This is a genomic window from Microvirga sp. RSM25 (genome assembly GCF_044784385.1).
Lineage (GTDB): Bacteria > Pseudomonadota > Alphaproteobacteria > Rhizobiales > Beijerinckiaceae > Microvirga > Microvirga tunisiensis.
In genome coordinates this window covers 524,797-551,300 of the sequence record NZ_CP173040.1, presented here as the reverse complement: position 1 = coordinate 551,300, position 26,504 = coordinate 524,797, and the positions used below count along the sequence as shown (strand labels likewise).

Genomic DNA, 26,504 nt, shown 5'->3' with positions numbered 1-26,504 from the left:
CTCTACGATGGTATCGTTCTCGATCTGGGAATAGTGCGGAGGACATCATGGCATGGTTTCGCGAGGAGACGCGTGAACTTTCATGGAAGACGGACAGTCTCAAGGAGAGTTCGCCCCCGATCCGTCTCGTCCTTCGCGGACGCATTGTCACTATGGATCACGACTTCACCGTCATTGACGATGGTGTCCTAGCGATCGAGGGCAAACGAATTGCCCATTGTGCTGCGAGCGATCAAGCGCTGCCAGCGCCGTTCTTGGGCGAGAGACAGATCAACCTTCGAGGTACGATCTATCCCGGTCTATTTGAGCTTCACAATCACCCCGCCTATAACGCCATCCCACTCTGGACCGTGCCAGCGCACTACGCTCGCCGCCAGCAGTGGCAAGGGGCTGAGACCTATCGGCGATTCGTCAAGAATCCTGCTGCATTGCTCACCCATGATCCGTTATCGAATAACGCGCGAGCAGTCGTGCGCTTTGTGGAGTGCCGAGCCTTGCTCGGAGGGGTGACCACAACGCAAGGTCTGTCCATCACGACGATGGGCACCAATGAAAAGGCTGCCTACGCGGGCTTGGTCAGGAATGTTGAGCTTCCCGACGACAACTCGTGGCCAGCTGCGCAAGATAGAATCGGCGACTTCAAAACTTATAGCCAAGCAGAAGAGATATACGGGCCGATCGTTGGCGACCTGACAAAGCCGTTCCTGCTCCACCTGTCAGAAGGCACCGACGACTATTCCCGCGGCTTTTTCGAGTCTCTTAAAAAGCCGAATGGCGAATATCTAATAGGAGCAAACCTCATCGGCATTCATGCGACTGCGCTCAACCCTGAACAGATGGCACGCATGAGCCATAGTGCTGGTATTGTGTGGTCGCCACTGAGCAACCTGCTTCTTTACGGCGCAACCACGGATGTCGTCGTTGCGGCCCAATCGGGCGTTCCGATTGCGCTCGGTTCAGATTGGGGGCCAAGCGGGACAAAGAATCTGCTCGGAGAGCTGAAGATAGCAAGGCTGTTCAGCGACAATCATGGGCATCTATTTCCAGATAGGGAACTGGCCCGCATGGTGACAAGCACCCCGGCAACGATGATGGGATGGGGCAATGTCCTTGGGACCATTGAAATCGGGAAAGTCGCCGACCTACTGGTGCTCGATGGTATTTCTAAGGATCCTTACGCGCAGCTTGTCGAGGCTACCGAACGCGACATCACTGCAGTGTTGATCGACGGCAGACCACGTGCCGGCCGCGCAACGGTTCTCGATCCCGGAACGCCCGGTGTCGAAATGTTGCGGGTTGGCGGACAGGACATGGTTCTGGATATTCGCGACCAGGGCCATCCGCTCGATGGGATGCCCCTTGGCACTGCAATATCCACGCTGAGCTATGCGCTGGAGCATCTGCCCGACTTGGCCGAGCGGTTTCTTCCACAGCACGAACTCTTGTCAGGCGTTTCGCATCGGTACGTCATCCACCTCGACATGGATGAGGACTACGCAATGGAGCTGATGGCAGGTAAGAGGAAAATCGGCCGCGGCGACGTGGATCCAATGCGTCTTGATCCGATCACTGAATTTGATGACGGCCAATTTAGACTGCGCCTCAAGGACAATATGAATATCCCAGACTGGCTCAGGGAAGCGCTCTAAGGCGCTTCCTCAACGTTGAGCTTGAAGACAATTGCTATTTGCTTTATGCTGATTACTGTTATCCTTAAGACGACCGAGTAGAAATGGGGCGTAATTCTCTTCACTATGCCGTAATACTCGTAATAAGGCTAGTTGTGTGGTGCTCGTGATCTGCCACGGCCAGGGGCGTCGGAGATGGCAGATCACGAGCGAGGGGAGCGCGTCATGAAACGTGCAGTGCTTTCGTTCGCGCTGGCGATGCTCGCTTGGCAACAGGCTCAAGCAGCAGCCTGTCCGGATTTTCACGCCAGCACCATGGAAGCAAACGGTGTTCCTTCCGCCAAGTGGCGACAGGATTACCCGGCCCAGTACCCCAACCCCGTCGATCGACAGCCGTGGGAAGCGTTCAATTTTCGAACTCAGCCCGCCGAATACATGAATGCCGTACTGGGGACCGCCAAAACAGCCTTCCAGATCAAAGACCGCGGATTGGTCGGAACCGGCCAGGAAGAGTGGTGGATCTCGCAATGGCTCGACTATACCAACGCCGGACGCGAACCCCTCATGGGACTGACCAAGGAACGCGGCCCCGATCCGGGTGACCTATCCGAAACGAACCCCGATGGTTATCAGGTCTGGGCACTCGGCTTCTACAATCGAGCGGGCGCGACCGTTCTAGCCGCTCTTATGCACGAGGTGGCTGGAGAAGGCTGGCGGGTGTAGCTTAAGCACTTGAAGCAGCGTAGGATTTGGTTGCTGAGACTAACCCCTGCCACCCCTTCAAGGCTGCCACACCCGCCATGCAGGACGATACAACTGCGACGTTCCCGTTTCCAGCCGTGTCCCGCAAGAAGATCACCGCTGCTTTCGACGGCGGGCGCTTGTCGTCGGACGGCGGCGTCATGCTCCTGGCCCAGGCCGAGCGCCGGCTTGGAATCGCCGAGCGGCTGGCGCGCTTCATCCCCGATCGCCGAGATCCAGGCCGCGTGACGCACGTGATCCCAGACATGATCCGCGCCCGCATCTTCGCCATCGCGTGCGGCTATGAGGACTGCAACGACTTCGGCCCGCTGCGCTCCGATCCGGCGTTCAAGCTCGCCTGCGGGCACTTGCCGGAGAGCGGAGCCGACCTCGCCTCGCAGCCGACCCTCTCGCGCCTGGAGAACGCTCCGACGATCCGCGATGCCATCCGGTTGACCTATGCTCTGGTGGATCAGTGGATGGAAAGCTATGCCACCGTGCCGGATGGGGTCGTGCTGGACGTCGACGACACCTGCGACGTGGTGCATGGGCACCAGCAGCTCTCGCTGTTCAACGCCCACTATGACGAGCGCTGCTTTCTGCCGATCCATGTCTACGACAGCGCCACCGGCCGTCCTGTTGCCATCGTGCTGCGGCCCGGCAAAACACCTTCGGGCCTGGAGGTGCGGGCTCATCTGCGCCGGCTGGTGCGGCGCATCCGCACCCGTTGGCCGACGACACGCATCACCATCCGGGGTGACAGTCACTATGCCCGTCCCGAAGTCATGGACTTCTGCGAGCAGAACGGCCTCAGCTATCTGTTCGGGCTGGCTGGCACGAAGCCGCTCACCGCCAAAGTTCAGGACGTGGCGGATGCGGTGCGCACTCAAAGGGCGGTGGAAGACTGCGAGGTTGTTCGTGGCTTTGCCGAGACGAAGCACCAAGCCAGGAGCTGGACGTGCGAGCGCCGGGTGGTCGCCCGCATCGAGGCCACCCGCCTGGGCCTCGACATCCGCTTTGTCGTCACCAACCTCAGGGGAACCAGCCCACGGGTGGTCTACGAGAGCCTGTATTGTGCCCGCGGCCAGGCGGAGAACTGGATCAAGTTCCACAAAGCGCAACTTGCTTCCGACCGGACCTCGTGCCGCCGGGCGGTGGCCAACCAGGTTCGGCTCGTGCTGCACACGGCCGCCTACTGGCTGATGCTGGCGGTGCGGGAGGCCATCCCGGCTGCGCGCGATCTCGCCAAAGCCGAGTTCGCGACCCTACGGCTTCGCCTGCTCAAGATCGCCGTGCGGGTGCAGGAAACGGCGAGCCGCATCCGCTTGGCCTACGCGTCCTGCTGCCCCGAAGCCGACCTCTTCGGCCGTCTTGTTTGGGCTCTCGCCCCTCGGCCGCGGACGGCGTCGCCATGAACGGCGGGGCCACGATCGCCCCATCAGCCCATCCATTTCCTGCCAACGCGTTCCCCATGTTCCAGACCTCATCGCGATGAAACAGACGCAACGAGCCCCTGCGATCGCAGTCCAGAACGGAAGACATCAACATGTCTCATGAATAGGGTGGGCTAGTGTTCTGTCACTGACGGGAGATTCCGAAATCGGGTCTGACGTGCGATGTTGCTCGGATGGGCAAGATCGAACGCATTGAGGTTCCGGCCGCTGATCGGGATCGCCTGGAGACCCTGGTCCGCGACCGCAACACACCCCAGAAGGTCGTCTGGCGTGCTCGGATTGTTCTGCTGACGGGTGAGGGCCTGCGCGCCACCGAGGTGGCTGCTCGCGTCGGCACGAGCACTCTGACCGTGCGGCGCTGGCGCCGCCGCTATGCGCAGGCGGGCGTGGAGGGGCTTCTCAAGGACGCGTCTCGCCCGCCGGGGCGCAAGCCCCTCACGGCAGCGGTGATCCAGCGCGTGCTCGACATGACCCTGCACGAGAAGCCGCCGCGAGCGACCCACTGGAGCGTGCGCTCCATGGCCGCTGTGACAGGCCTGTCCCACACCAGCGTGCAGCGGATCTGGCACGCGCACGGTCTCAAGCCGCACCTGATCAAGACGTTCAAGTTGTCCACCGACAAGCGCTTCGTCGAGAAAGTCCAGGACGTGGTTGGCCTCTACCTCGATCCGCCGGACAAGGCCCTGGTTCTCGCGGTCGACGAGAAGAGCCAGATTCAGGCGCTCGACCGCACCCAGCCCGGTCTGCCGCTGAAGAAGGGGCGGCTCGGGACCATGACCCACGACTATAAACGCCACGGGACCACAACCTTGTTTGCGGCTCTGGATGTGGCGACCGGCACGGTCCTGGGCACCTGCATGAAGCGCCATCGCCATCAGGAGTTTCTGCGCTTCCTGCGTGTCATCGATCGGAACACGGACAAGCGCCTCGACCTGCACCTGATCGTGGACAATTATGCGACCCACAAGCACCCGAAGGTGAAGGCTTGGCTCGAGAAGCATCCGCGCTTCCACCTGCACTTCACGCCGACCTCGGCTTCGTGGCTCAACTTGGTCGAGCGCTTCTTTGCGCTGATCACGCAGGAGCGCATCCGGCGGGGCGCCTTCACGAGCGTGCCCGCGCTGGAGAGCGCGATCATAGACTACCTGGAGCACCACAATGCCGACCCTAGACCCTTTGTCTGGACAGCCCCGGCCTCGGCTATCCTGGAAAAAGTCGCCCGTGCGAAACAAGCGTTAGAGTCACAACACTAGGAGATGTCTTTGCGCAGCCGTGCAATCCGTCTTTGCCGGTCTCTGTCAGGTTCCCCGCCGATACGGCGTCGATCAAGTTCCTGTTCACCGACGCCGCCACCGATCAGGTGACTTACCTGAAGGATGCGCCGGAGTACGACGCCTATATCGATCCACCTGGGTCGGGGAGTGCCGGGCATCCGGCGAGCGATCGAAAACTATCTTCCGTGCGGCTTCTGCAGGTCGATATCGCCGTCAAGGACGGCAGGTCGAGGGAGACCGGCTGGGTGTTTGGTACCTTCGTCTGGAAGGGTCCGCCCAAAGGAGACAAGCTTTTCGACAATCTGGTCCCCGTCACCCTGCAGTGGGGCAACGATCCCGGTGTCTATGACGCATCGATCCAACAAGGTTGGATCAACACGGAACTTCGCGGGATAACCTATGGCTGGCGCAGCCGGCCAACCATGGGCTTCATGGGGCGAGCCAATGGCCCCGCCGACAACATTCGATCGTCCTGTCTGTCCTGTCACGCCGGCGCGAGAACTCCGCGTGCTTCGATCGGGATCTTGGACGGCCGCTTCGATATGTCCAGGCTCTACGATTCCGTGCTCGTCAAATCTCACGTGGATACCTGGTTCCAGAACATCAGAGGAGGGCAGCTCTTTCAGCCTTCCGACCCAGCGGTGTCGTCGCTGGACTATTCACTCCAGCTCGAGGCGGCCATATTCCGGATGTGCATCGCGTGTGAAGCCGGGGATCTGCAAGGTTCCACTCCGGAGGTCTGCCGCCGAAGCGGGATCTACAATCGGCCTGCCTGTAACGCACCTTCGACCGACGTCGCGCGAAAGCAGGTGCTTCAGTCCGTACCGCCACCAAGACAATGACCCGACCCGATCGGCGTTCTTGCGTGCGAGCATCCATCGGAGGGGGAATTGTATCAATCAAAGGCAATCCATGCACTTAGCCGTACCAAGGAGCCGCTGCCGCAAGCGGTCATCGATACGCTTTGGCCGCTTTTCATCGAGATCGGCTATCACTGGTCGCTCGGAGATGACCCTGCAAACTATCACCTGCGCTTTCTGACGTTCATAGAGAACAGGATCGAGGTCGATCCGTTGTATGAGGGGTACTATCGCGACGGGGCGCGATACATCGACGAACTTGTTCTGGAGATCGGGCGAGCCGCTGCATTCAACCGGATCCTCGCCAACAAACCGAGAATAGCACCGTCCGGTGTTCCGGCGACGATGCTCGAAGTGCTGCAGCGATTCGTGGCGAATGAGTTCATAGCCCTCAGACTCGCGCTCGGCGGGTTCAAAGCCTTCGGCGCCGTCAACTATTGCGGCTACTTCGGAGGGGCGAATATCGAAAACGAGCCAACGCCCTATCGCGAGCGGAGAAGCTCATGAAGGTCGGCACGCTGATTATCGGTTCGGGAGTGGCGGCGACAGCGCTGGTGCAGACCCTTCTCGAGCATGATCCCCGAGCCTCCATTCTAATCCTCGAGGCGGGGATCCGGGTCAAGACGAAGGACTTTGGCCTCTGGGAGCATTATCTGATCACCGGCAGGCTCCCCTATGACCAATTCAGGGACCTTCCCTATCCGCAACGAGACTTTCCCGGCGAGAACTGGAGCGCTGGCGGCACCGACATGCCGCTTATGGGCGCTAGGGTGTTTGCCTATGGCGGCTCGACGCTCCACTGGGGCGGATGGTCTTTCCGCCTCAAGCCCGAAGACTTTCATCTGAAATCCAACAGCGGTGAGGCGGTCGATTGGCCATTCGGCTACGACGTGCTCGAACCTTACTACTGCAGGGCGGAAGACCACCTCGCAGTCTCCGGAGATTCGTCGGATAGTTCGCTGCCGCGAAGCGCGCCATATCCCTTCCGGCATTTCCCGCTCACACTGGAAGATCGGCCAGTGGCAGATGCGATGGACCGCATAGGCGTCTCATACGGACACATGCCGATCGCTCGCCGCGGCGTGTCGGGCGTTCCCTCCCGCCACGCACCCTGCCAGACCACGGGGACATGCAAGTATTGCCCCTTTGGTGCCCGCTATGCCGCATGCAACTACCTGGACGACCTTAGAGAGTGGAACGATTTTCCTGGCCTCTCCTTGAAGCTAGGCGCGGTCGTCCATGAGATCCTGATGGACGGGAAAAGACGAGCGAAAGGGGCTGTCTATTGGGATCGAGAAAGCGGCCAGATGCATATCGTGCAGGCCGAGCGTGTCGTCATTGCTGCTGGCGCAATCGAATCTGCGAAGCTCTTGCTCCGATCGAGCTCAAGCGACTGGAGCAAGGGCATCGGGAACGACCATGACCTTGTTGGTCGACACCTGATCACTCACCCCTATTTCATCTTTACCTCGACGCTCCCGTCCAATCCTGACCGGCTTCAAGCCGAGATGAATTTCCCCACACTTGTTTCCCGACACTTCGACAGCAAGGCGGAACAGAAGGCGGGAAAATTTGTCCTCGTCGCTCCGCCAGAGACGGTCTCGTTCTCCGTGGCGCAGCAGATGCAACGCGGTCTGTCACGCGACGAAATTGATAAAGCGCTCCTCGGACCGAACCGGATCCAGATCCACGGCATGATCGAGGTGTTCGGCCGACCTGAGAACCTTGTGAAAGGTGTGCCCGATGTGAACCGCATTGGTCTCCCCATGACGCACGTCGAATACACTAAGGACAAGGGCTTTGATGATCGCATGATCGCGGTCCAGGAGAAGGTCGCTGCCATTTTTGAGGCGATGGGAGCGCCGCTGACGGAGAAGCCGACGATTTCGTGGCGGGCAGACCATGCTGCCTCTGTCTGCAGGATGAGTGCCGACGAAACGACTGGGGTCGTGAATGGCGACCTGCGGGTTCACGGGACGGACAATCTCTATGTTGTCTCGAATGCGGTGTTCCCCAATTTGGGCGCGATCAATCCAACGCTCACGCTCACCGCATTGGCGCTGAAGCTAGGCGACCACTTGAATTCTCTGGGGGGCTTTTGATGACCGCCCCGAAGCTTGAAGCAAAAAAGCTTGAGCTGCTGTCGTGGCTTCAGCTGGCTCTCGAACTCGAGTGGTCGACATTGCCGCCCTATTTGGTAGCCCTCCTGAGTATAAAGCGGCCGCAAAACCGAGAAGCGGCAGATCTCATCCGCGGAGTTGCGATGGAGGAAATGCTTCACTTCGCGCTCGTTGCCAACGTCATGAATGCGCTCGGAGGGCGCCCGAAGATCGCGCGGGACAATTGCCCGACCTATCCGTTGACGATGACGTTCGAGGGGCGGCCGTTCGCAGACCGAACTTTCCCTATCAGTCTGGCCCGATTTTCCAAGGAGTCGATTTCCACGTTCATGAAGATCGAGCAACCCCAGCAGGCAAAGTTCGAGACACTCGCTTGGAAGAACAAGATTGACGTTCCGGCTCCGACGATCGGCGAATTCTATGAGGGGATCCTGACGCTCCTTGACGAACTGGACGCCGCCCTTCCGGATTCGCTCTTTACCGGCGATCCCCGCCGCCAGTTGGAAGCAGACTACTTCTGGGGTGGGGGAGGGGAAATCATCATTGTTTCGGATCTGACGTCAGCGAGAACGGCGCTGGAAACGGTCATCGAACAAGGAGAAGGGGCATGGCCGTTCTCGCAAGAAGAGTTCGCTGAGGTCGCAGGGCACTCACTGTCGATGGGGCACTACTACCGCTTCAGCGAAATCTTCTACGAGCGACGTTTCATACCGACTGACGATCCCCGCGTCCCGCCGAGCGGTCCTGCGATGGCGATTGACTACACCGCAGTCTATCCAATCCGAGAGAACGCGAAATCGACTGACTACCCATCCGGGTCGGTGGCGACTGCTCTCAATGAGGCTTTCAATCGTCGCTACACAATGATGATGCGTCAGCTTGATGAAGCGGTGAATGGGGAGCCCAAGGCGCTCTACACGGCGATCATGTATGGAATGCACGGGCTCGCATCCGCGGCAAAGGACCTGATGGCAACGCCTATGCCAGGTGTAGGCAAAGTCGAGACCGCCTGCCCGACCTTCGAGTGGATGGATTAGCTCGACGACAGGTCGGCTAGTAGAATGCTCTGCCGCTGATCGTCAGAGCTTCCGGTGACCGGCCTGAAGATATGCCACTCATATCCTTCACACCGCAAAATGGCAGCACGCATCGCTCCTATATGGGGGGCTGTCGAGCATGTGCGGGGCGCCCTCCGGAAGGCTGCGACTAATCCTTATCAACGGCAGTGCAATGGCGGCCAAGACTAAGGACAACATTGTTGCCCTCATTTCCTTATGCTCCCCTACTTCAATGAGATCGGCTTCCGTTGGTCAGAGCGGCTTGTCATGGATCAGGCGTCGGCTATTGCGATACGTCCAGCCTCAGAACCGGCGGCGAACGGGGCGGCGGCGTGCGCAGGATCAGCCATAGAAACGTGTCCGGTTGACCGGGATTGCGAGGCGGCAGGCCAGGCGTGCGGCAGGCGGATCGGTGTCGTGGCAGTTGGGACGGTAGGTTTGGGCTGCCGCTTAGTTTCGCTGGGGCTATAGCGCCCGAAAGGGCCCGGGCCGATTGACAGGCTCCACCGGTAATTATGGTATGAACGTTCCGCAATTCGCGCGTCAGGTGAGCGGCCACCGCTCGACATCGCATTCCTCCTGAGAGTTGTCTCCTTGTCCAAGCCGACTGTCCTGCTCGCCTGTGATTTCTCGGATCGCTTCAAGCAACTGCTCGCGGAGCGCTACACGGTAATCGGACCCATGCCGCGGTCGGCTCCCGACGCTCTGACAGAAGGCGCTTCAGCCGCACGCGCATTGGTGACAAAGGGTGGGCTGCCCACGGATCGCGCTTTGATCGAAGCGCTTCCCGAACTCGGCCTCGTCTCCTATTTCGGGACCGGCTTCGAGGGCATTGATCTCCAGGCAGCATTGGAACACGGGTTGACCGTGACCCACAGCCCAGGCGCCAATGCGTCAAGCGTGGCGGATTTCGCCATGGGGATGATCCTAGCCTCGACGCGTCAGATTCTCGCCGCCGACCGCTTCGTGCGAGAGGGGCGCTGGACGGGAAAATAGTCTCGTCAGCATGGCGGCCGTTCCCGGCCTGACCGGCGCGCGGCTTGGCATCTATGGTCTAAGAGCCTGGTTTATACACGCATTAGCGTATATAACTGTTTTATACTCTTTACCGTATATCTTCCAGAAATACGCCAATCCGTATATTGAATTATTATACGTTTCTCCGTATATTACCGTGAGAGAGGAAAGCATATATGGAGCAAATTGTCCGTACTCCGAGGCAACTTGGCGAAGCTTTGAAGCGCTATCGCCGCAAACTCGGGCTTAATCAAACCGAGCTTGGCGCGAAGACCAAACTGCGCCAGGCAACGATCTCGACAGTTGAGGCCGGAGAGCCCGGCACACAGATCGGCACCCTGTGCGATGTGCTGGCGGCACTGCACCTGGAGCTTGTACTCCGCCCCCGGACAACATCCTCGGCAGACGAGATCGAGGACATCTTCTGATGGCTCGTCGCCGCAAGCACAACCCGCTGAACGTTTTTCTTAACAGCCGGTTTGTCGGACGCTTGAACCGGGAAACGAGTGGCGCAATCGACTTTCAGTACGATCCTTCCTGGCTCGGATGGGAGCATACCTTTCCGGTGTCCCTGTCGCTCCCCCTGCGCGAGGACCGCTATGTCGGCGCCCCCGTCGTCGCCGTCTTCGACAATCTCCTGCCTGACAGCGATGCGATCCGCAGACGCGTCGCCGAGCGCGTCGGTGCTGAGGGCGCCGACGCCTACAGTCTTCTGACCGTCGTAGGGCGGGATTGCGTCGGAGCCTTGCAGTTCCTTCCTGACGGGCAGGAGCCAGATCCCACCGGAACGATCGACGGCAGCCCTGTTGACGCCGACGAGATCGCACAGCTGTTGAACAATCTCGCGTCCGCCCCGCTCGGACTGGAGGCCGATCACGATTTTCGGATTTCAATCGCCGGGGCGCAGGAAAAGACGGCGCTCCTGTTCTGGCAGGGGAGATGGTGCAAGCCCCATGGCACGACGGCGACCACCCACATCCTGAAACCGCAAATCGGAAGAATACCCAATGGTATTGACCTGTCGGACAGTATAGAGAACGAGTTTCTCTGTCTGAGATTGACTGCCGAGCTCGGTATCCCGAGCGCAAACGTCGAAATAGGCGACTTCGCGGGGAAACCCGCACTGGTCGTCGAGCGGTTCGACCGCCGCTGGACACGCGATGCCCGCCTTCTGCGACTGCCGCAGGAAGATTGCTGTCAGGCGCTCTCAATCCCGCCGACCTTGAAATACCAGGCGGAGGGTGGCCCCGGAATCCGGGAGATTCTCGATCTGCTGAAAGGAAGTGATGATCCCGAGGCGGATCAATCGACCTTCCTGCGCGCGGCAATCGTCTTCTGGCTGCTCGGTGCCACGGACGGCCACGCCAAGAACTTCAGCATTTTCCTCAGTCCCGGCGGACGCTTCCGGATGACGCCTCTCTATGATGTCCTGTCGGCGCAGCCGAGCCTCGATACCGGACAGATTCAGCGCAAGCAGATGAAGCTCGCAATGTCCGCGGGCGATAAGCGCCACTACCGGATCGATGACATCATGCCCCGCCATTTCCTGCAGACGGCGGAGAAAGCCGGCGTCGGCGCGCCCGTCGTGCAACCGATCCTGGAAGAGCTTCGATCGAGCGTGCCGGGTGCCGTGGAACGCGTCGTGCAGTCGCTTCCATCGGATTTTCCGGAGCACCTTGTATCCTCCATCGTCGGCGGGATTGAACACCGCCTCAGCCGGATTGAAACATGATGTCGACCAAGCACGATGACATAAAGAACCTGTTTGTCTGTCATGCTTGCATTGGCGACGCATATTTGAAGACGGAAATTAATTAACGCAGCGTCGGGTTGAGACTTTCCTGCATCACCTGTCTTGCAAGAGGTCTATTGAAGACGTCCAGTCCAGCCACGTCCGGTGCCGTTTTGGCGCTGTAGAATACTCCTCAGGCCATTGATTTCTCAGCCACCAAACTTCGAAGATCCCATACTGGGAGAGCCTAATGTGGATCTCAAAGAGCAGCACCGTCCCGCGCGTGACATCAAACATCAACCATGTGAAAGGCCTAAAAGCGCTCGGACTCACACCGCCGGATCGAGAACTGCCGGAGGCCTCCATCTCCAAGTTTCCACCCGATTGGGGTCCCGGGCCAATGCCCTCGGAAGGACAACCGGCAGGTCGGGTCACCGCAAAGCCTAACCCTCTGTTTAGGGTTTGCCCGCAGAGTCATGCCAATGCCGGAATCATCACGGCTGGTCACCTCTCAGTAGCGTTCGAGATCATGCATTCGACCCGTAAGCCTCCCTTCTGCCCGCCACCTCTGCCCGGAGAGGAAGATGCCCCGGGGATGACCAACATCGTGCGACTGCGGCAAGCTCGAAGGGATGCTGAAGCCGGTCCGATTCCGGAAGGTGACGAGCCACCGTGGCGACAGGCTTTCGTTCTTGCCGAGGGCGTGAAGGCCACGCGCACGCCGGACAAGGTCATTCGGGCCCGCAACGGCCATACGGAACTCCCGTCCACGGAGCCGGAGCACCCAGCTCCCGCTGTCAACCCGACTGGTGAACATATCCGCTCCGTTATCAGCGAGGAGACCGTCAGGGCTCCCGAGCCGGCGATCAGAAGCCAGATCGCGGAATTGCGGTCGGCGTTGGCGTCCGAGGATCCGGTATCAGAACGACTGGCATCTCTCGCTGACAGGGAAGCTGCCCTGGCTGACGCAGCAGGCCGCGGAGAGGCAGCTGGTTCCGCGCGCCGGACGATCGAGACGGCGACACGGCTTCCATTGCCACAGCAGGCCCCTGCCGCGGATGAGGCGCCTCACCAGAAACAACACCTGGGGTCCCAGCTGGAGCTGGCCGCCACCCCCTTCAGCTTGACGTCCGCGGCGGTCTCGTTCTCGTGGCAAGGCATGTCATATGAGATGACCGGCGTCCGTCCCGCGGGGGATTTGGATGCCCTGTCGGCCGTCCCTGCCGATAGGCAGATGCTGGAGGACCCCAACGTGGTCGCCCAGGTCACCGACGAAGGCCAAGCCGATCTGGATGGGGCTTCCGAAGCGGAGGATGCCACCGGCATTGCAGCGGCGCTGCCCTCCGAGCGACCCCAGGAAGCGGCCATCGAGACCGGGATCGCCCCCGTTGCGGAAGGGGAAGCGACCCCTGCGGTTCCGGGGACCAGCGTGTCGGATCCTTTCGGGGAGGAGGTCGATCTCGGATATCTCGCTCTCTACGAGGATCTCCTGCCGACGGTGAGCAAGAAACCGCAGATAGAGAAGGTTGCCCTTCAGCCCCAGCCTGAACCGTTGGTCGACCCTGTCCCTGTCTCTGTCTCTGACCCGGCGCCCGTCCCGGTTCAGGAGCGGATTGAGAACGGGCCCGTGCCCGACGCTGTGACAGGGCCGGGCCAGGCAGAGATTGCCCTGATTCAACCGCTTCAGGAGACTGGCCCGATCGTGGATCTTCCCAAAGTCGCTCCGTCGACCTGGGGGGATCCGGTCGCCCGCCCTGCTGCAACAGAGAACTGGTCGTATCAGAAACCGGACATTGCGTTGCTGGCCGAGCCGCCGGAACGCCAAGGACCGGAGCTGACCGAGGACATCCTGGAAGAGACGGCGGGACGATTGGAGAAGGTGATCCGCGACTTCGGCGTCAAAGGCGAGGTCATCCACGTCCATCCCGGCCCGGTGGTCACGCTGTACGAATTCGAGCCCGCACCCGGCATCAAGTCATCTCGCGTCATTGCTCTGTCGGAGGACATCGCGCGCTCGATGAGCGCCGTCTCGGCCCGCGTGGCAGTGATCCCGGGGCGCAATGCCATCGGCATCGAGCTGCCGAACGAGACCCGCGAAACGGTGTACCTGCGCGAACTGCTTGCCTCAGACGATTTCGACGTCTCGAAACACAAGCTGCCCCTCTGCCTGGGCAAAACCATCGGCGGTGAAGCCGTCATCACTGATCTCGCCCGCATGCCGCACCTCTTGGTCGCCGGCACCACCGGGTCGGGCAAGTCGGTGGCGATCAACACCATGATCCTGTCCTTGCTGTATCGGTTCACGCCGGAGCAGTGCCGGCTGATCATGGTTGATCCCAAGATGCTCGAGCTCTCCGTCTATGACGGCATCCCCCATCTGCTCACCCCAGTCGTCACCGACCCGAAGAAGGCAATCATTGCCCTGCGCTGGGCGGTGCGCGAGATGGAGGAGCGCTACAAGAAGATGGCCCGGCTCGGCGTGCGCAACATTGATGGCTTCAATGCCCGTGTGTCAGAGGCCAGGGCAAAGGGTGAAGTCATTACGAGAACGGTTCAGACGGGCTTCGATAAGAACTCAGGGGAGCTCACGTACACCGAAGAGGTCATGGACCTCACATCGCTGCCCTACATCGTGGTGATCGTCGACGAGATGGCCGACCTGATGATGGTGGCCGGCAAGGAGATCGAGGGCGCGATCCAGCGCCTGGCCCAGATGGCCCGCGCCGCCGGCATCCACGTGATCCTGGCGACCCAGCGCCCGTCGGTAGACGTGATCACCGGGACGATCAAGGCGAACTTCCCGACCCGGATCTCGTTCCAGGTCACCTCGAAGATCGACAGCCGCACGATCTTAGGCGAGATGGGCGCCGAGCAGCTCCTGGGCCAGGGCGACATGCTGTACATGGCCGGGGGCGGACGCATCGCTCGCGTGCACGGACCCTTTGTCTCAGACGTGGAGGTCGAGAAGGTGGTGGCGCACCTGAAACGTCAGGCCAAGCCTGTCTATGTTGAAGCGGTCACGGCTGAGGACGAGGAGCAAGAGGAGCCCGAAGAGACACCGGTCTTCGACGAGGGCGAGATGGGTCTGGGATCGGGTGAGCTGTTCGACCAAGCCGTCTCGATCGTGCTGCGGCACAAGAAGGCTTCGACGTCGTACATCCAGCGGCGGCTGCAGATCGGCTACAACCGGGCCGCCTCGCTCGTGGAGCGGATGGAGAAGGAGGGCATCGTCGGCCCCGCCAACCACGCGGGCAAGCGCGAGATCCTCATCGAAACGGGTGGAGTAGACGAGGACTGAGGCTGGCAGCAGACCGGACTGGCACACGCGAACGAGCATCGGCTCAGCCTCTAGCAGTCGGTGCAGCCTGCCGGTCTCATCTCGTCTCCACACCGTGCCCCCGGGGAGCGCCTGGTGCTCTCCGGGGCTTCCGTTTCAGAGATCTCCTTCTCGGACCATAAGGTGCTTGTAAAGCCCGTTTCTCTAGTGTTCTGTCACTGACGGGTGATTCCGAAATCCAGTGCAACATGCGATCCTGCCAGGATGGGTAAGATCGAACGCATTGAGGTTCCGACGGCTGATCGGGATCGCCTGGAGAACCTGGTCCGGGATCGCAATACGCCCCAGAAGGTTGTCTGGCGGGCTCGGATTGTTCTGCTGACGGGCGAGGGCTTGCGCGCCACCGAGGTGGCCGCCCGCGTTGGCACGAGCACTCTGACCGTCCGGCGCTGGCGCCGTCGCTATGCGCAGGCTGGCGTGGAGGGGCTTCTCAAGGACGCCTCTCGCCCACCGGGGCGCAAGCCTCTTTCGACCGCTGTGATCCATCGGGTTGTCGACATGACCCTGCATGAGAAACCACCGCGAGCGACCCACTGGAGCGTGCGCTCGATGGCGGCTGCCGTGGGCCTGTCCCACACCAGCGTGCAGCGGATCTGGCACGCCCACGGCCTCAAGCCGCACTTGGTCAAGACGTTCAAGCTCTCCACTGACAAACGTTTCGTCGAGAAGGTTCAGGACGTGGTCGGCTTGTATCTCGATCCGCCGGACAGGGCCCTGGTTCTCTCGGTTGATGAGAAGTCTCAGATCCAGGCGCTTGACCGCACCCAGCCGGGCTTGCCGCTCAAGAAGGGGCGCGCCGGCACGATGACCCATGACTATAAACGGCATGGCACCACGACCTTGTTTGCCGCTCTCGATGTGGCGACCGGAACGGTCCTGGGCACCTGCATGAAGCGGCATCGCCATCAGGAGTTTCTCCGCTTCCTGCGCGTCATCCATCGCAACACCGACAAGCGCCTCGACCTGCACCTGATTGTCGATAATTACGCGACGCACAAGCACCCAAAGGTGAAAGCTTGGTTGGCGAAGCACCCTCGCTTCCACCTGCACTTCACGCCGACATCGGCCTCGTGGCTCAACCAGGTCGAGCGGTTCTTCGCCCTGATCACCCAAGAGAGCATCCGCCGCAACGCTTTCACCAGCGTTCCTGACTTGGAGGCCACGATCATGGAATACCTGGAGTACCACAATGCTGATCCGAAGCCCTTCGTCTGGACGGCTTCTGCCGCCACTATCCTCGAAAAGGTCTTTCGTGCGAAACAAGCGTTAGAGTCACAACACTAGAAGACTGAGGCAAGGGCCGCACATGGTCGTCCGAAGTGATGCGCCGCAGCATCTCCTCGACCAGTTGCAGGCTCAATGGGAATCCGTAATAGAGCCATACCGCGTTGGCGATGATCTCGGGTGGAAAGCGATAACGTTTGTACGTGACGGGCTTGGTCACGCCACTCCCGGGGCTCGTCGACAGCTGTTATTGAGAGGCGGCTGGGAGCCAAGCGACATGTCTGCGGCGTGGCAGCTTGGCGCACTCACCCGTTCTCCTGCACGGTTTAAGGAAGCATTAACCATGTTGGCAGAACATTGGCATGCCTCCCAAACTCTGTGCGATGCCCCAAAGATGCTTGCCTTATCGACTGTTCTTGTCGTCGACAATGACCCTATCACGCGTGAGCTGCTGGAGCGTGTTCTCCAAACTGCGGGCTGCCGGGTTCTCGCCGTTCCAAGAGGCAACGCAGGGCTCCTGTCGCTCTGCCAGCAGCAGGCTTGTATCGACTGGCTTGTGCCGCGAGTGAAGCTCCCCGGACTGATCGATGGATGGCTCCTGGCTGATGAGTATCATCGGCACCATCCAGACCGGCCGGTGATCCTGCTGTCGAACGGGATCGCGGAGGCGGAATGCCCCTCCATCGATGCGCTGTTTATCCCGCCTACAGCTCCGATGCGGGTCCTTGAAACACTGAAGAGCCTGGTCGATGCCGAAACCTCGCGCCTGGTGAACTCTCCTGCCATGGCCCGAGCTGCCTGAGTCCATACAACCGGGTTTGGCGAAGGCGCCCCAGCCGAGAGGGTAGGCCTCTTGGCCAGGGCGCATGCGGAGCGGGATCGCGCTCCGCGCTAAACAGCGGGCGGTCAGAGATCACTCAGCCTCGGCTGTCTAGAAGGTAGCGGTAAACAATCGGTATCCGGTCGGCATGAAAACGCCCCGGCTGAGGGCTGTCTGAAACCTCAACCAGGGCGTTCCTGTGCCAAGGGAACGAGGCACACCCTTGAGGTAGATCCCTGACGCTGATGGTCAATGCCGCCTCACGACAGAAGCGCCCCGGCTTGAGGATGAGCACCAGACCTTCTGCCGAGGCGCACGCGATGTGTTCCGGCATCGTGTGATCTGGATAGCTCAGACGTCAGGCCTGTGACGTGCGCACCCGCACGGTATCGCTCGTGATAGTCAGCAGATTCGTAGTGTTCTCATCAGCGGGGAAGGGAACTCCGTCTCCCTGGCTCCGGACAGCATTGTCACGGGAACGGCTGACGGGCTAGGCTGATGCGCGGCAGGATAGGGGATGCGACCCATCGGCCATGCTTGCCACCAGTTCCCGCCCGAGATCATCGGGCACGCGGTCTGCCTCTATCTGCGCTTTACTCTCAGCTCCCGGGACGTCGAGGAACTCCCGGCCGAAGGAGAGCTCGACATCTCGTCTGAAACGATCAGAGCCTGAGCCGAACGCGGTGTTTGTCTTGGTGTCAGTGTAAGCTATCCTTACTCATCGTCGGACAAGAATAGCCCATGAGCCCATCATCACAATGGACCCTTTTCATTGCCCGCCCCGAGAATGGCCGACAGCACGTCATTCGGGATCCCCGACGCGAGCCCCGGATCATCTTTGGTGAAGGCGATGGCACGAGGATCAACGATCGTCTCGCCAGCTACATCGTCGAGAGCCTGAACGCGGGTCTAAATCTCGCAGATCCCAATGTGCACGACGGATGGTTCGTGAGCGGCCTGGACGAAAGCAATGAACCGGATGCGCCTCTACTGATTTGCGACCCTGGCTTCGAGGTCCAGCTCGAGATCCTCGATACAGAGGACCGCGAAGAGGATCAGGCGATGCGCCGTGGGATTGCGGCCTTGATCAATACCTATTTCCTCCAGAGTGAAGGATCGCATCCAGGCGTTTCTTCTTTCGGCTGTCCAACCGAGAAACAGCAAACCGGATCTGGACACTGAACGATCCTGTATCGAACTCAGCTCAGACCGGCAGCCACAAGCCCGTTCATCTGAATCGCACTTCTGAAATGCCATACGCGAGGCGATACGGCTGAAAGCGTCTTACCAACCGCAACACCGCCTCGGTGTAGGATTGGGGTTACAACTGAGGTCTCCGCCCGTTGGAGCACGTGAAATCCTCCTGGTCAGGGATCACGGCCGGGCACTGGTTGGGGGCAGCGCAAGATGTGTTCCTGATTGAGCGCCGGCATTATCAACCATGTGTAGACGCCCCTGGTGACGCAAGAAGAACCTTCGGTTTGATCCAGCGCGTGGTCAGGGTTGCCATGTATGCGGCCTGTAATGCGGCTCACAGGCCGCGGGCCCGGATAGGAGTTCGCGGATCAGGTACAAATCAAATCTACACGCTCGAAGCGCCTGTTCCTGAACTGGTTTGTCTGATCCCGTCTCAGTGACCGTTGCGCCATCTCTCTCCTTCGCTCGTCCCACGCGCAACAGCCGCGAGTGCTTGCGCTACCGCGGCCGGAGCCCGATTCACCTCACCTCGCGCCAGCAGCGCCCACACAATGCGAGCCATCGTGTTGGCGAGCGCCACCCGCACCAGCATGGGCCAAGGCGAAGCGGAGCGCGTGAAGAGTTGAGCGTGTCGTATTCCGGCGTCGCGATTCGAGGCCTGGCATGAGGCGTCTCCGGCAATGGCGCGGCCGTTTCCACCGTCATCCCTTCTTTTGGTGCGAGCCGACTAGAGCCGCCTGATGGAGACGGGGCCTTTTTCCATTGAGACATCGGGCATCGCAGGTGGCCTCTCAAGGGGCTGGTCTGATCGCAGGACGGCTGCGCCTCGATCCCTTGACCGCAACAGCGGGTCCGGACCTGTCGGTCCTGAGAGCCTTTTTCCCCGGCCTTTCGGCCTTCCTCGCGAGGCAAAAAGGCCCTCCCCGCGCCGTCCTCCACGTGCGTTGCGGGCCTGCGGCTGCGGCGTGATCGCCTGACGATCCATCGACCGCCATCGAGGCCGCGCGTTGCGGCCCGACCAACAAAAAAGGATCACTCCCATGGCGACTATCGGCACCTTCCGGAAAACCGACAAAGGCTCCTACACCGGCACCCTCAAGACTCTCACCCTCGCTGTCCGAACCCACATCACCAAGAGTCCCAAGGCGAACGATCAGGCTCCCGACTACCGGATCTTCGTTGGGCCGACCGAATTTGGCGCCGCTTGGCTTAAAACCTCCCGCGACGGCCGCGAGTACCTCTCGGTCAGGATGGACGATCCGAGCTTTCCTGCTCCGATCTTCGCCTCCCTGGTTGAGGGAGAAGGTGATGAGTTCAGCCTCATCTGGTCCCGCCGCTCTGGCGAATGACGCTTCGGCCCCCGCCTCACGGGCGGGGGCACCACCCCCCTTCAGCATCGTACCTGAGAGAGCGCTCATGTCCGCCTTCGTTGTCTCGACCATCCATATCGATACCATCGTCTCCGCCGCCATCGACCTCGAGCTCTTCGCCGCCCGCACCGACCACGGCACCCTCGAGCGGGTCTGCCACGAGACGGCGACCGCCTTCGGCAAGATGCTCCTGGCCGAGAACGTCCACTCCGTTGTCCACCGCTATCGCCTGACCGGCGGCGCCGAGGCATTTGATTACGCCGAGCTCGTCGCGACCTACACGTTCAGGTATCGCCCTTGCATCTCGGCCGGCATCGCTGCCAAAGCGCTGGACTGCTTCGACTATCAGTCCTGCGAGACCGACAGCTACGAGAAGAGCCTCGCCTACGCCTTCACGTGCCGCATGGCGAAGGCCCTCAACAAGCACTTGGCCGGGTATGAGGCCGCCCCCTGGGGTATCGACGATCGGATTCCGGCAACGACGCACTGACGTCGCCCAACTTGGCCCTGCCGCCCCGGCGGGGTCCTTTTCCCTCACGACACGGCGATCAGGACCATGATCCACATACCAACCAGGCGTCCAAGGTAACGAGCCAGACCACGCCAACCCTCAATAAGGCGGGTCAATGACCGCCATTGGGAGCGGGTCGGCAAGCTTCCAGAACCGGACCACTGTCATCGCGTCGCGGCGAAGGTCCGAGTCGCTGCCGTCGACCAGCTCGCTCAAGTGATGAAGGTTCTCAAGGGCCGCAAGATCGTTGGCTTCGCCTCCCCGCCACAAGGCGGGGGGCGTGTCTCCGAAGCGCGTCGCACGAGGTGCCATCCCGGTGCCGCACAACGCTGGCGACAAGGCTGAGTTCTTGCAGGACCATGCGATCCTCCTGGCATCGAGGTCCAAGTTCTTCGTGGTGGCGAGCTCGTCGATCAGGTGCACCAGGCGGCTCGTCGCTACATGTCGCTCGGCCGGAGCGGGGAGGGCGTGGCGTGCCCAGGAGAGAACCGGACGTTCAAAGAGCGCGGCCAGCAGGAGCGTATAGGATCGATGGACCTCCGCCGGGGTGTGACGCTGAATGGCAGCCGCGAGATGATCCGTACGTCATCGCTTTGGTGGACTTCCAGACGTCAGGCTCGATGATCTGGAGCCGTGAGGCCTTGATCGGCTAACTCTACAGTCCGCAGGTCGATGTTGTTGCGAAAGACGGGTGCGGTGAGGCCGTGGGTCGCCCGACCTCGTACCTGCTCGCTCGGGCGGCCATCCCGGCTGGCCACTTGGCGGATGACTAGCCGCGGGGGTGTCAGCGGTCATCTTCTCCAACGCCTGCTCGATCGCCAAGCTGAACCGCGTCATGATCTCATTTTCGTTGGTGATTAACGAAAAGGTTGCTCCAAGTTTCGGACGATTTTTGCTTGGGAAATGGATGGCTTGTTTGAAGTGTTCAATCGACAAAGCTCAAATAAGTAATTCCACAAAGTAGGAGGGTAGGAGAGGGCGCTACGGCCTTCGGCCTATCTGGCTCTACTCGCTTCGCTCACCGAGCCGCCTACGGCGTCTTGGCCTATCGGTAACGATCCAGGCGCGGACCAGCGCCATAAGGACAAACGGGGAGCGTAACGCTCCCCGTTTCTTTGGGGGCCATTAGGTGTTCACGTTCCTGCGCAGATCTAGACGACTGCTTAACCATACTTCAGCGGCGATAAGGAAACGTAGAAGGTACTTTTCTTCCCTCTATGAACCATCGGGGAATGCGTCGACTCCGCACCTCGGAGCGCCGTTAACCATTCCCGGTGGAAAACGGTTAACGAGACCTTAACAGTGCTAAATCCGACTCCATAAACTTAGCTAAATGGAGTGAGAGGCACAGTGCAGGTTTCGACCCAAATTACAGATCAGGAATTTACGTTCTTCACTTGGCGCGGAAAGGTCCGAACCGTCCTGACAATTGGACGCGGCAACCACACCCGCGAGATCCTGATTCAATCGAGAGACGGAACACGGCGCACTATTCGAGTGCAACCGTCGATCCGCGTTGAGCCGGATCATGAAGTGTCACTTGTTTATGCGCGACGTTCTGGCCTCAAAAATGGCGTTCTTGTCGGATTGCTCGACCACACCAGTGACAGGCATTGCTCCATGCCGCAAGGCTATGTGCCGATCCGGTTAAAGCCCTCCCTGTTCGTCGACTGCATGAAGGACATCGAGCGGTATTCCTTCCCAGGAACCGCGATCCTCCTAACAGTCTCCGCCGCCGCTTGCCTGTTCTGTGCAGGCGTCACCTACCCGCTCCTGACGTGGCTCATGATCGGCAGCGTGTTGACCGTCCTCCTATGGTCGTTCAACGAATTGGCAAAGTGGCAGTTCGAGACTGCCGACAACCTGCTTGTCTCAAGCACGGAAGTTTTCTTGGAGCAGCTGGCGACCGCAGAGCGTATCGCCAACAGTCCCGTACCATACGACAGCTACGGCGCGACGTGGGTTCTGGAAGGCAAGAAGAGTTGGATCGCCCCTGCTCTTGAATTAGCTCCAAGCCAGCGAACAGTGCAGACCGAGCCCTATAATCCTCGCAGCGGCTACGGAGCTTTCTAAGGTCACAACCTGCCCACAGGAGCCTCAGCGCACCTACGGCGCAATATGAAGGCGTGGAGGCTTTGGGCTTGCTTCGCTCCTCTCCGGGCGCGGTTACCGCTTCTCGCGCCTGGACATCTTTCGCGGGAGTGCAAGCCTCCCCTTTCATCGGAAAGCCGCCGTCGCTGCCGGCGATACTCACTTTAGTGGAGGGAAGAGGGACGCGCGGCCCCCTCTCCCCAGCAACCCCGAAAACCGGTCTCCCCATCGTTCGGTCTGTCAGGCCGGGCCTACCATCCCTGCACGACCGCTCAACGGCGGCCCTCCAGGCGCTTTCGCGCCCTCCGGGTGGGTGATCCCCCTCCGGTTTTCGGCGTTGCCCCCTCTCCCCCGCTGTTCGCCACGAAGGCAGGGGCGCAGGCGCTAGCGCTGCGCCCACAAAGGAGAGAGAGCATGAACCGGAACCTTTATCGTGATGTCACCGACCGTATTCTTGGCGAGATGGAGAAGGGCGCGCTTCCGTGGGTGAAGCCGTGGAGCGGCACTACAGGGTCGCCGATGCCCCACAATGCCGCGACGGGTCGCGCCTATTCGGGCTGCAATGTCGTGCTGTTGTGGATCGCGCAAGCTGCAGGCAATTTCACAAGCCCCCGCTTCATGACCTACAAGCAGGCCCAGGAACTCGGCGGCAACGTGCGCAAGGGCGAGAAGGGCCACAAGATCGTTTATGTAAACGCTTTCGAGAAGGAGGAGACCAGCGACACCGGCGAGACCGAGACCCGCCGCATTCCGTTCCTGCGGGAGTTTACCGTCTTCAATCTCGACCAGATCGAGAACTTGCCCGAGACCATCACGGGCAGCCAGACCACGGCGCAGAACCCCGCGCAGCGGATCGACGTTGCAGAGGATTTTGTGAAGGCGACCCGCGCCGACGTTCGCTACGGCGAAGGGCAAGCCTATTACCGCCCGAGCACCGACTTTGTGATGATGCCCGATTTCGTCACGTTCAAGAGCGCCGATCACTACTATGCGACCTTGTTCCATGAACTCGCCCACTGGACCGGTCACGACTCCCGCCTTGCGCGCGACCTGCGGAACCGTTTTGGCTCCGAAGCTTACGCCGCCGAGGAGCTTGTTGCGGAACTGACCTCCGCTTTCCTTTGCGCGGAATTTGGCTTTGACGGCGATATCCGCCACGCCGGATATATCGAGAACTGGATTGCCATTCTCAAAAAGGACGAGCGCGCATTCTTCACCGCCGCTAGCGCAGCACAGAAGGCCGCGGACCACATGCGCAGCCTTGCCCTTGCCGACCTCACGCCGCAAGCGGCGTGAGGGGAGGGCGGCCCATGAGCTTCAAGCCACGATCCTTTAATGGGAGGGTCCGCTACGCAGCGGACCTGATCGCCAGCGGCGCGCGGCCTTGCCGCGCCTTCGACTCTTGCTTTGAAAATTACGACGGCGACGCCGTAGGCGCCACCTTGATCCGTCAAGCCGCAACAAACCCGGATCTAGCGCAGAACCTTGGACGATACATAAACCGCGCTCGAGCGCAGGAGGCCGCCGACCGTTGGCAGCACTTGAGCGACGAGGAGCTCAAACGCGAGGCCGCGAGGCTCCGGTGCGAGGGCCGCGCCGTCGCCTCGACCACGCAGCCCCGCAATGTGCAGCTGGATCTCTTGTGAGACTCAAGGCCCGATCGGGCATCTTTCACAAAGACCAGGTAAGACTCCGCCAGCGCCATTCATCTACGCGGCCTGTTAGACAGACAGCCGAGCCGCGCGAGCCAGTGTCGGGAGGCGTTCTCTCCCGCCTCCGGACCTGTGCCCCCGAACGGCAGAGGGCAAACCCTCGGCTTCACAAAGCCGCCGCCGATCACGGCGGCGATTGTCTTCTTAGTCGATTGCAGATCGTGGGGGAGAGAGGCGCGCGGCTCCTCTCTCCCCTCGCAACCCGTCGCGCCGGTCTCCCCATCCTTCGGTTTGTCAGGCCGACAGCCTGCCAACCCTGCATGGCCGCTCTACGGCGGCGCTCCAGGCGTGAACGCCTTCCGCGTGGGTGATCCCCCTCCGGCACTCAGGATTGCCCTCTCTCTCCCCGCTGTTCGCCACGTGGCAGGGGCGCAGGCGCTTGCGCCCGAGAAGGAAGGAGAGAGCCAGAATGGAAACGATCACAGCCCCTAATCTTCAGATTGCCAGTCTCTTCTATGAGGACGAGTGGAGCCAGTTGCTCAAGAACGGCGAGCTTGCCAATCGCGAACACACCGACCCCGTTCCGGTCGTGAAACTCTTCACCCCTTACGCCGATCACGTTTGGCTTGTGGCCGAGATCCACCCCGAAGACGGCGACACCGCCATGGGTCTGTTCGACAACGGGCAGGGCTTCCCGGTCGTGGGTTATTTCCGCCTGTCGGAGATCACCAGCAACCCGCTTCTCCCGGTCTACCAAGACCTCAATTTCCGCTTCCGGTTCCGGCCTCAGCGCCCCCTCTCGGAACTCTACGCAGCCGCCGCAAAGGCAGGCTCCATCACGATCTAACCGCGAGCCCTTGCCATGCAGCTTTTCACATATGCCGCCGCTAACGCCCCGAAGACCGTTGACCCTCTCGCCCATGTGCTTGTTCTCATGGCTTGCTCTGCGACGAAGATCGAGACGACGAGCAGCGTTCCGCTCCACCGGCTCTACAACGGCCCCTTGTAGTAGACGCTCCGGCTCCATCGAGGAGCTATCGCCTGGAGCAACGTCTTTGTCCTGTCAGGCAAGTACGGTTTCACAAGTGCAGGTCTCTTTTCGTGGCCCTATCCCTATGAGGAGAAGATCAGCCGCTCGAGGGTGGACGCGATCATTGCGCGCGGACTGGACGGCCTACCGGCCGACCGGCACGGCCTTGTTATCGGCCCGACGATCCGCGCCGACATCGGCCGCACCCGCGAGGAGCCGTTTTCACGGATCATCATGGCAGGCGCCGGCGACTATCGCCGTTTCTTCCATTGGTTGATCGAGGCCATGAAGGTAGACGGATTGATTGCGCCAGGTGCAGACCTCGCAGAGGTACAGGGCGGAATCGGAGAGTAGCGCGGCCAGCTCGGGCAGTGGCTCCGGCGCATGAACGAGGCCCCAGTATCACTAGCCGCGCGGCTTAAGGGAACCAAAAACATTACCTTTCGGTTGAAAAGGTACCTTACATGTGGTACCTATATACCCTAGAAAGGGTACCAAAATGGCGTTGAACATCAAAGATGAGGAAATGCTTAGTCAGATCGAGCACTTGGCGCGGCTGCGCCGGGTTAAGAAAATGGATGTGATCAGGGACGCACTGAGCCAAGCAATGGAAAAGGAAAACAGCAAGAAGAGTGTTCGGGAGTTGCTTGCCCCTGTTCTCGAAAAGGCGGCGCGAATTGGCACCAGCAGCACGATGACCTGGGAAGAGCACAAGCGCGCCTCTGACGAGGAGTGGGGAGAAGAGTAATGTTTATGGATGCGTCCGCCGTGTGCGGCATTCTGGCGAACGAAGAGGACAAAGACATGCTGCTCGCCAGGCTGGATGCTGCCACAACCCCGCTCACGACATCGCCCGTTGCCATGATGGAGAGCGTTCTTGCTGTCAGCAAAGCGAAAAAGATCACCATTGACGAGGCCGAGGAGCTTGTTACGGACTTCATGACCGTCTTGAAGGTTCGCAACGTCAGCATCACGCCAGAGATCGGAAAGCGCGCGATCCGTGCGCGTGTTCAGTATGGCAAGCCCCATCGCGCCCAATTGAATATGGGCGACACGTTCGCCTATGCCTGCGCGAAGAACTACAGCATTCCCTTGCTGTATAAGGGCAATGACTTCCCGCACACTGATTTGGCTTAATGTGCCCGTCATGAGCAAGATCCGGCCTCCTGATAGCCACGCCGGATCTTGCCGCGCCGTACAACGGCGCAGGCTTTGCCGGCGGCTTCCGCAGTAGCGTAAGGCCGCCGCAAAGCGCGGCTTGCGCCGCCGATCCGGCCCCATTCCCGTACCAGCACGATTGATCCGAACAAGTCGGGTTCAAGCCGCATCACTGAGAGCCGAGCTATGTTGCGCCCAGGATCGCGCCGGGTCAGGAAAATCTCATTCAC

28 protein-coding genes and 1 pseudogene are annotated in these 26,504 nt (G+C 60.6%); 26 read left to right on the top strand and 3 right to left on the bottom strand.

Annotated features, from left to right (window positions below; genetic code table 11):
* The first annotated feature begins 47 nt into the window (after positions 1 to 47).
* From ACD578_RS28660 to ACD578_RS28600, 13 genes are all read left to right on the top strand, one after another.
* Positions 48 to 1,649: an amidohydrolase family protein gene (locus ACD578_RS28660; protein WP_404294266.1), complete on the top strand. Its 1,602-nt coding sequence runs from the start codon at positions 48 to 50 to the stop codon at positions 1,647 to 1,649.
* 204 nt (positions 1,650 to 1,853) lie between these two features.
* Positions 1,854 to 2,351, top strand: coding sequence for a hypothetical protein (locus tag ACD578_RS28655; protein ID WP_404294264.1), 498 nt, complete (start codon positions 1,854 to 1,856; stop codon positions 2,349 to 2,351).
* Positions 2,352 to 2,428: 77 nt separating this feature from the next.
* Complete coding sequence (locus ACD578_RS28650; protein WP_404294262.1) at positions 2,429 to 3,784, top strand: IS1380 family transposase; 1,356 nt, start codon at positions 2,429 to 2,431, stop codon at positions 3,782 to 3,784.
* 212 nt (positions 3,785 to 3,996) lie between these two features.
* Entirely contained in the window at positions 3,997 to 5,076 is a 1,080-nt protein-coding gene (locus tag ACD578_RS28645; RefSeq protein ID WP_404294261.1) for an IS630 family transposase, read from the top strand.
* A 32-nt stretch (positions 5,077 to 5,108) separates the two neighbouring features.
* Positions 5,109 to 5,939 (top strand): hypothetical protein, encoded by an 831-nt coding sequence (locus ACD578_RS28640; RefSeq protein ID WP_404294258.1) that lies wholly within the window; start codon positions 5,109 to 5,111, stop codon positions 5,937 to 5,939.
* Positions 5,940 to 5,987: 48 nt separating this feature from the next.
* Entirely contained in the window at positions 5,988 to 6,464 is a 477-nt protein-coding gene (locus tag ACD578_RS28635) for a hypothetical protein (RefSeq protein WP_404294256.1), read from the top strand.
* Positions 6,461 to 8,059 carry a GMC oxidoreductase gene (locus ACD578_RS28630; RefSeq protein ID WP_404294255.1) on the top strand — a complete coding sequence of 533 codons (1,599 nt, stop codon included), beginning with the start codon at positions 6,461 to 6,463 and terminating at the stop codon, positions 8,057 to 8,059. Before ACD578_RS28635 ends, ACD578_RS28630 begins: the two co-directional genes overlap by 4 nt.
* Positions 8,059 to 9,114, top strand: a complete 1,056-nt coding sequence (locus ACD578_RS28625) for a ferritin-like protein (RefSeq protein WP_404294253.1) — start codon at positions 8,059 to 8,061, stop codon at positions 9,112 to 9,114. The genes ACD578_RS28630 and ACD578_RS28625 overlap by 1 nt, the downstream gene beginning before the upstream one ends.
* A gap of 615 nt (positions 9,115 to 9,729) precedes the next feature.
* Positions 9,730 to 10,131 carry a hypothetical protein gene (locus tag ACD578_RS28620; RefSeq protein WP_404294251.1) on the top strand — a complete coding sequence of 134 codons (402 nt, stop codon included), beginning with the start codon at positions 9,730 to 9,732 and terminating at the stop codon, positions 10,129 to 10,131.
* Positions 10,132 to 10,328: 197 nt separating this feature from the next.
* Positions 10,329 to 10,580 (top strand): helix-turn-helix domain-containing protein, encoded by a 252-nt coding sequence (locus tag ACD578_RS28615; protein ID WP_404294249.1) that lies wholly within the window; start codon positions 10,329 to 10,331, stop codon positions 10,578 to 10,580.
* A complete protein-coding gene (locus tag ACD578_RS28610) occupies positions 10,580 to 11,884 on the top strand; it encodes a type II toxin-antitoxin system HipA family toxin (protein WP_404294246.1) in 1,305 nt (434 codons plus the stop codon). Before ACD578_RS28615 ends, ACD578_RS28610 begins: the two co-directional genes overlap by 1 nt.
* 595 nt (positions 11,885 to 12,479) lie before the next feature.
* Positions 12,480 to 15,182 carry a DNA translocase FtsK gene (locus ACD578_RS28605; RefSeq protein ID WP_404294243.1) on the top strand — a complete coding sequence of 901 codons (2,703 nt, stop codon included), beginning with the start codon at positions 12,480 to 12,482 and terminating at the stop codon, positions 15,180 to 15,182.
* Positions 15,183 to 15,425: 243 nt separating this feature from the next.
* Positions 15,426 to 16,505, top strand: a complete 1,080-nt coding sequence (locus tag ACD578_RS28600) for an IS630 family transposase (RefSeq protein WP_404294242.1) — start codon at positions 15,426 to 15,428, stop codon at positions 16,503 to 16,505.
* A 46-nt stretch (positions 16,506 to 16,551) separates the two neighbouring features.
* Here ACD578_RS28600 and ACD578_RS28595 read toward each other — a convergent pair.
* Positions 16,552 to 16,665: pseudogene (locus ACD578_RS28595) on the bottom strand (IS6 family transposase); the annotation flags it as partial.
* Positions 16,666 to 16,722: 57 nt separating this feature from the next.
* On the opposite strand from ACD578_RS28595, the gene ACD578_RS28590 reads away from it, so the two are divergent.
* From ACD578_RS28590 to ACD578_RS28570, 5 genes are all read left to right on the top strand, one after another.
* Complete coding sequence (locus ACD578_RS28590) at positions 16,723 to 17,247, top strand: response regulator (protein WP_404294240.1); 525 nt, start codon at positions 16,723 to 16,725, stop codon at positions 17,245 to 17,247.
* Between the two features lie 535 nt (positions 17,248 to 17,782).
* Entirely contained in the window at positions 17,783 to 17,938 is a 156-nt protein-coding gene (locus tag ACD578_RS28585; RefSeq protein WP_404294238.1) for a hypothetical protein, read from the top strand.
* 275 nt (positions 17,939 to 18,213) lie between these two features.
* Positions 18,214 to 18,447, top strand: a complete 234-nt coding sequence (locus ACD578_RS28580) for a hypothetical protein (protein ID WP_404294236.1) — start codon at positions 18,214 to 18,216, stop codon at positions 18,445 to 18,447.
* Between the two features lie 1,055 nt (positions 18,448 to 19,502).
* Entirely contained in the window at positions 19,503 to 19,811 is a 309-nt protein-coding gene (locus tag ACD578_RS28575; RefSeq protein WP_404294234.1) for a DUF736 domain-containing protein, read from the top strand.
* A gap of 67 nt (positions 19,812 to 19,878) precedes the next feature.
* Positions 19,879 to 20,322: a hypothetical protein gene (locus ACD578_RS28570; protein ID WP_404294232.1), complete on the top strand. Its 444-nt coding sequence runs from the start codon at positions 19,879 to 19,881 to the stop codon at positions 20,320 to 20,322.
* A 120-nt stretch (positions 20,323 to 20,442) separates the two neighbouring features.
* Here ACD578_RS28570 and ACD578_RS28565 read toward each other — a convergent pair whose 3' ends face one another.
* On the bottom strand, positions 20,443 to 20,766 hold the full coding sequence (locus tag ACD578_RS28565; protein ID WP_404294230.1) for a hypothetical protein: 324 nt from the start codon (positions 20,764 to 20,766) through the stop codon (positions 20,443 to 20,445).
* Between the two features lie 927 nt (positions 20,767 to 21,693).
* Here ACD578_RS28565 and ACD578_RS28560 point away from each other — a divergent pair.
* From ACD578_RS28560 to ACD578_RS28525, 8 genes are all read left to right on the top strand, one after another.
* A complete protein-coding gene (locus tag ACD578_RS28560; RefSeq protein WP_404294227.1) occupies positions 21,694 to 22,416 on the top strand; it encodes a hypothetical protein in 723 nt (240 codons plus the stop codon).
* A gap of 432 nt (positions 22,417 to 22,848) precedes the next feature.
* The gene (locus tag ACD578_RS28555; protein ID WP_404294225.1) at positions 22,849 to 23,730 is read left to right on the top strand and encodes an ArdC family protein; all 882 of its coding nucleotides are present in this window, start codon (positions 22,849 to 22,851) and stop codon (positions 23,728 to 23,730) included.
* A 14-nt stretch (positions 23,731 to 23,744) separates the two neighbouring features.
* A complete protein-coding gene (locus ACD578_RS28550) occupies positions 23,745 to 24,080 on the top strand; it encodes a hypothetical protein (RefSeq protein WP_404294223.1) in 336 nt (111 codons plus the stop codon).
* 475 nt (positions 24,081 to 24,555) lie between these two features.
* Entirely contained in the window at positions 24,556 to 24,933 is a 378-nt protein-coding gene (locus ACD578_RS28545) for a DUF2958 domain-containing protein (RefSeq protein ID WP_404294221.1), read from the top strand.
* A 15-nt stretch (positions 24,934 to 24,948) separates the two neighbouring features.
* Positions 24,949 to 25,095 (top strand): hypothetical protein, encoded by a 147-nt coding sequence (locus tag ACD578_RS28540; RefSeq protein ID WP_404294218.1) that lies wholly within the window; start codon positions 24,949 to 24,951, stop codon positions 25,093 to 25,095.
* Between the two features lie 132 nt (positions 25,096 to 25,227).
* Positions 25,228 to 25,470, top strand: coding sequence for a hypothetical protein (locus ACD578_RS28535; protein ID WP_404294216.1), 243 nt, complete (start codon positions 25,228 to 25,230; stop codon positions 25,468 to 25,470).
* 145 nt (positions 25,471 to 25,615) lie between these two features.
* Positions 25,616 to 25,864 carry a type II toxin-antitoxin system VapB family antitoxin gene (locus tag ACD578_RS28530; protein ID WP_404294214.1) on the top strand — a complete coding sequence of 83 codons (249 nt, stop codon included), beginning with the start codon at positions 25,616 to 25,618 and terminating at the stop codon, positions 25,862 to 25,864.
* Entirely contained in the window at positions 25,864 to 26,253 is a 390-nt protein-coding gene (locus tag ACD578_RS28525; RefSeq protein ID WP_404294211.1) for a type II toxin-antitoxin system VapC family toxin, read from the top strand. The genes ACD578_RS28530 and ACD578_RS28525 overlap by 1 nt, the downstream gene beginning before the upstream one ends.
* Before the next feature lie 8 nt (positions 26,254 to 26,261).
* On the opposite strand, the gene ACD578_RS28520 is transcribed toward ACD578_RS28525, so the two are convergent.
* Entirely contained in the window at positions 26,262 to 26,504 is a 243-nt protein-coding gene (locus ACD578_RS28520; protein WP_404294209.1) for a WGR domain-containing protein, read from the bottom strand.

Bases quoted from the DNA above. Each gene is read 5' to 3' on its own strand.
- ACD578_RS28660 (WP_404294266.1), top strand. From the start codon at position 48: ATGGCATGGTTTCGCGAGGAGACGCGTGAACTTTCATGGAAGACGGAC.
- ACD578_RS28655 (WP_404294264.1), top strand. From the start codon at position 1,854: ATGAAACGTGCAGTGCTTTCGTTCGCGCTGGCGATGCTCGCTTGGCAA.
- ACD578_RS28650 (WP_404294262.1), top strand. From the start codon at position 2,429: ATGCAGGACGATACAACTGCGACGTTCCCGTTTCCAGCCGTGTCCCGC.
- ACD578_RS28645 (WP_404294261.1), top strand. From the start codon at position 3,997: ATGGGCAAGATCGAACGCATTGAGGTTCCGGCCGCTGATCGGGATCGC.
- ACD578_RS28630 (WP_404294255.1), top strand. From the start codon at position 6,461: ATGAAGGTCGGCACGCTGATTATCGGTTCGGGAGTGGCGGCGACAGCG.
- ACD578_RS28625 (WP_404294253.1), top strand. From the start codon at position 8,059: ATGACCGCCCCGAAGCTTGAAGCAAAAAAGCTTGAGCTGCTGTCGTGG.
- ACD578_RS28615 (WP_404294249.1), top strand. From the start codon at position 10,329: ATGGAGCAAATTGTCCGTACTCCGAGGCAACTTGGCGAAGCTTTGAAG.
- ACD578_RS28610 (WP_404294246.1), top strand. From the start codon at position 10,580: ATGGCTCGTCGCCGCAAGCACAACCCGCTGAACGTTTTTCTTAACAGC.
- ACD578_RS28605 (WP_404294243.1), top strand. From the start codon at position 12,480: ATGACCAACATCGTGCGACTGCGGCAAGCTCGAAGGGATGCTGAAGCC.
- ACD578_RS28600 (WP_404294242.1), top strand. From the start codon at position 15,426: ATGGGTAAGATCGAACGCATTGAGGTTCCGACGGCTGATCGGGATCGC.
- ACD578_RS28590 (WP_404294240.1), top strand. From the start codon at position 16,723: ATGTCTGCGGCGTGGCAGCTTGGCGCACTCACCCGTTCTCCTGCACGG.
- ACD578_RS28585 (WP_404294238.1), top strand. From the start codon at position 17,783: ATGCGACCCATCGGCCATGCTTGCCACCAGTTCCCGCCCGAGATCATC.
- ACD578_RS28575 (WP_404294234.1), top strand. From the start codon at position 19,503: ATGGCGACTATCGGCACCTTCCGGAAAACCGACAAAGGCTCCTACACC.
- ACD578_RS28570 (WP_404294232.1), top strand. From the start codon at position 19,879: ATGTCCGCCTTCGTTGTCTCGACCATCCATATCGATACCATCGTCTCC.
- ACD578_RS28555 (WP_404294225.1), top strand. From the start codon at position 22,849: ATGAACCGGAACCTTTATCGTGATGTCACCGACCGTATTCTTGGCGAG.
- ACD578_RS28550 (WP_404294223.1), top strand. From the start codon at position 23,745: ATGAGCTTCAAGCCACGATCCTTTAATGGGAGGGTCCGCTACGCAGCG.
- ACD578_RS28545 (WP_404294221.1), top strand. From the start codon at position 24,556: ATGGAAACGATCACAGCCCCTAATCTTCAGATTGCCAGTCTCTTCTAT.
- ACD578_RS28540 (WP_404294218.1), top strand. From the start codon at position 24,949: ATGCAGCTTTTCACATATGCCGCCGCTAACGCCCCGAAGACCGTTGAC.
- ACD578_RS28530 (WP_404294214.1), top strand. From the start codon at position 25,616: ATGGCGTTGAACATCAAAGATGAGGAAATGCTTAGTCAGATCGAGCAC.
- ACD578_RS28525 (WP_404294211.1), top strand. From the start codon at position 25,864: ATGTTTATGGATGCGTCCGCCGTGTGCGGCATTCTGGCGAACGAAGAG.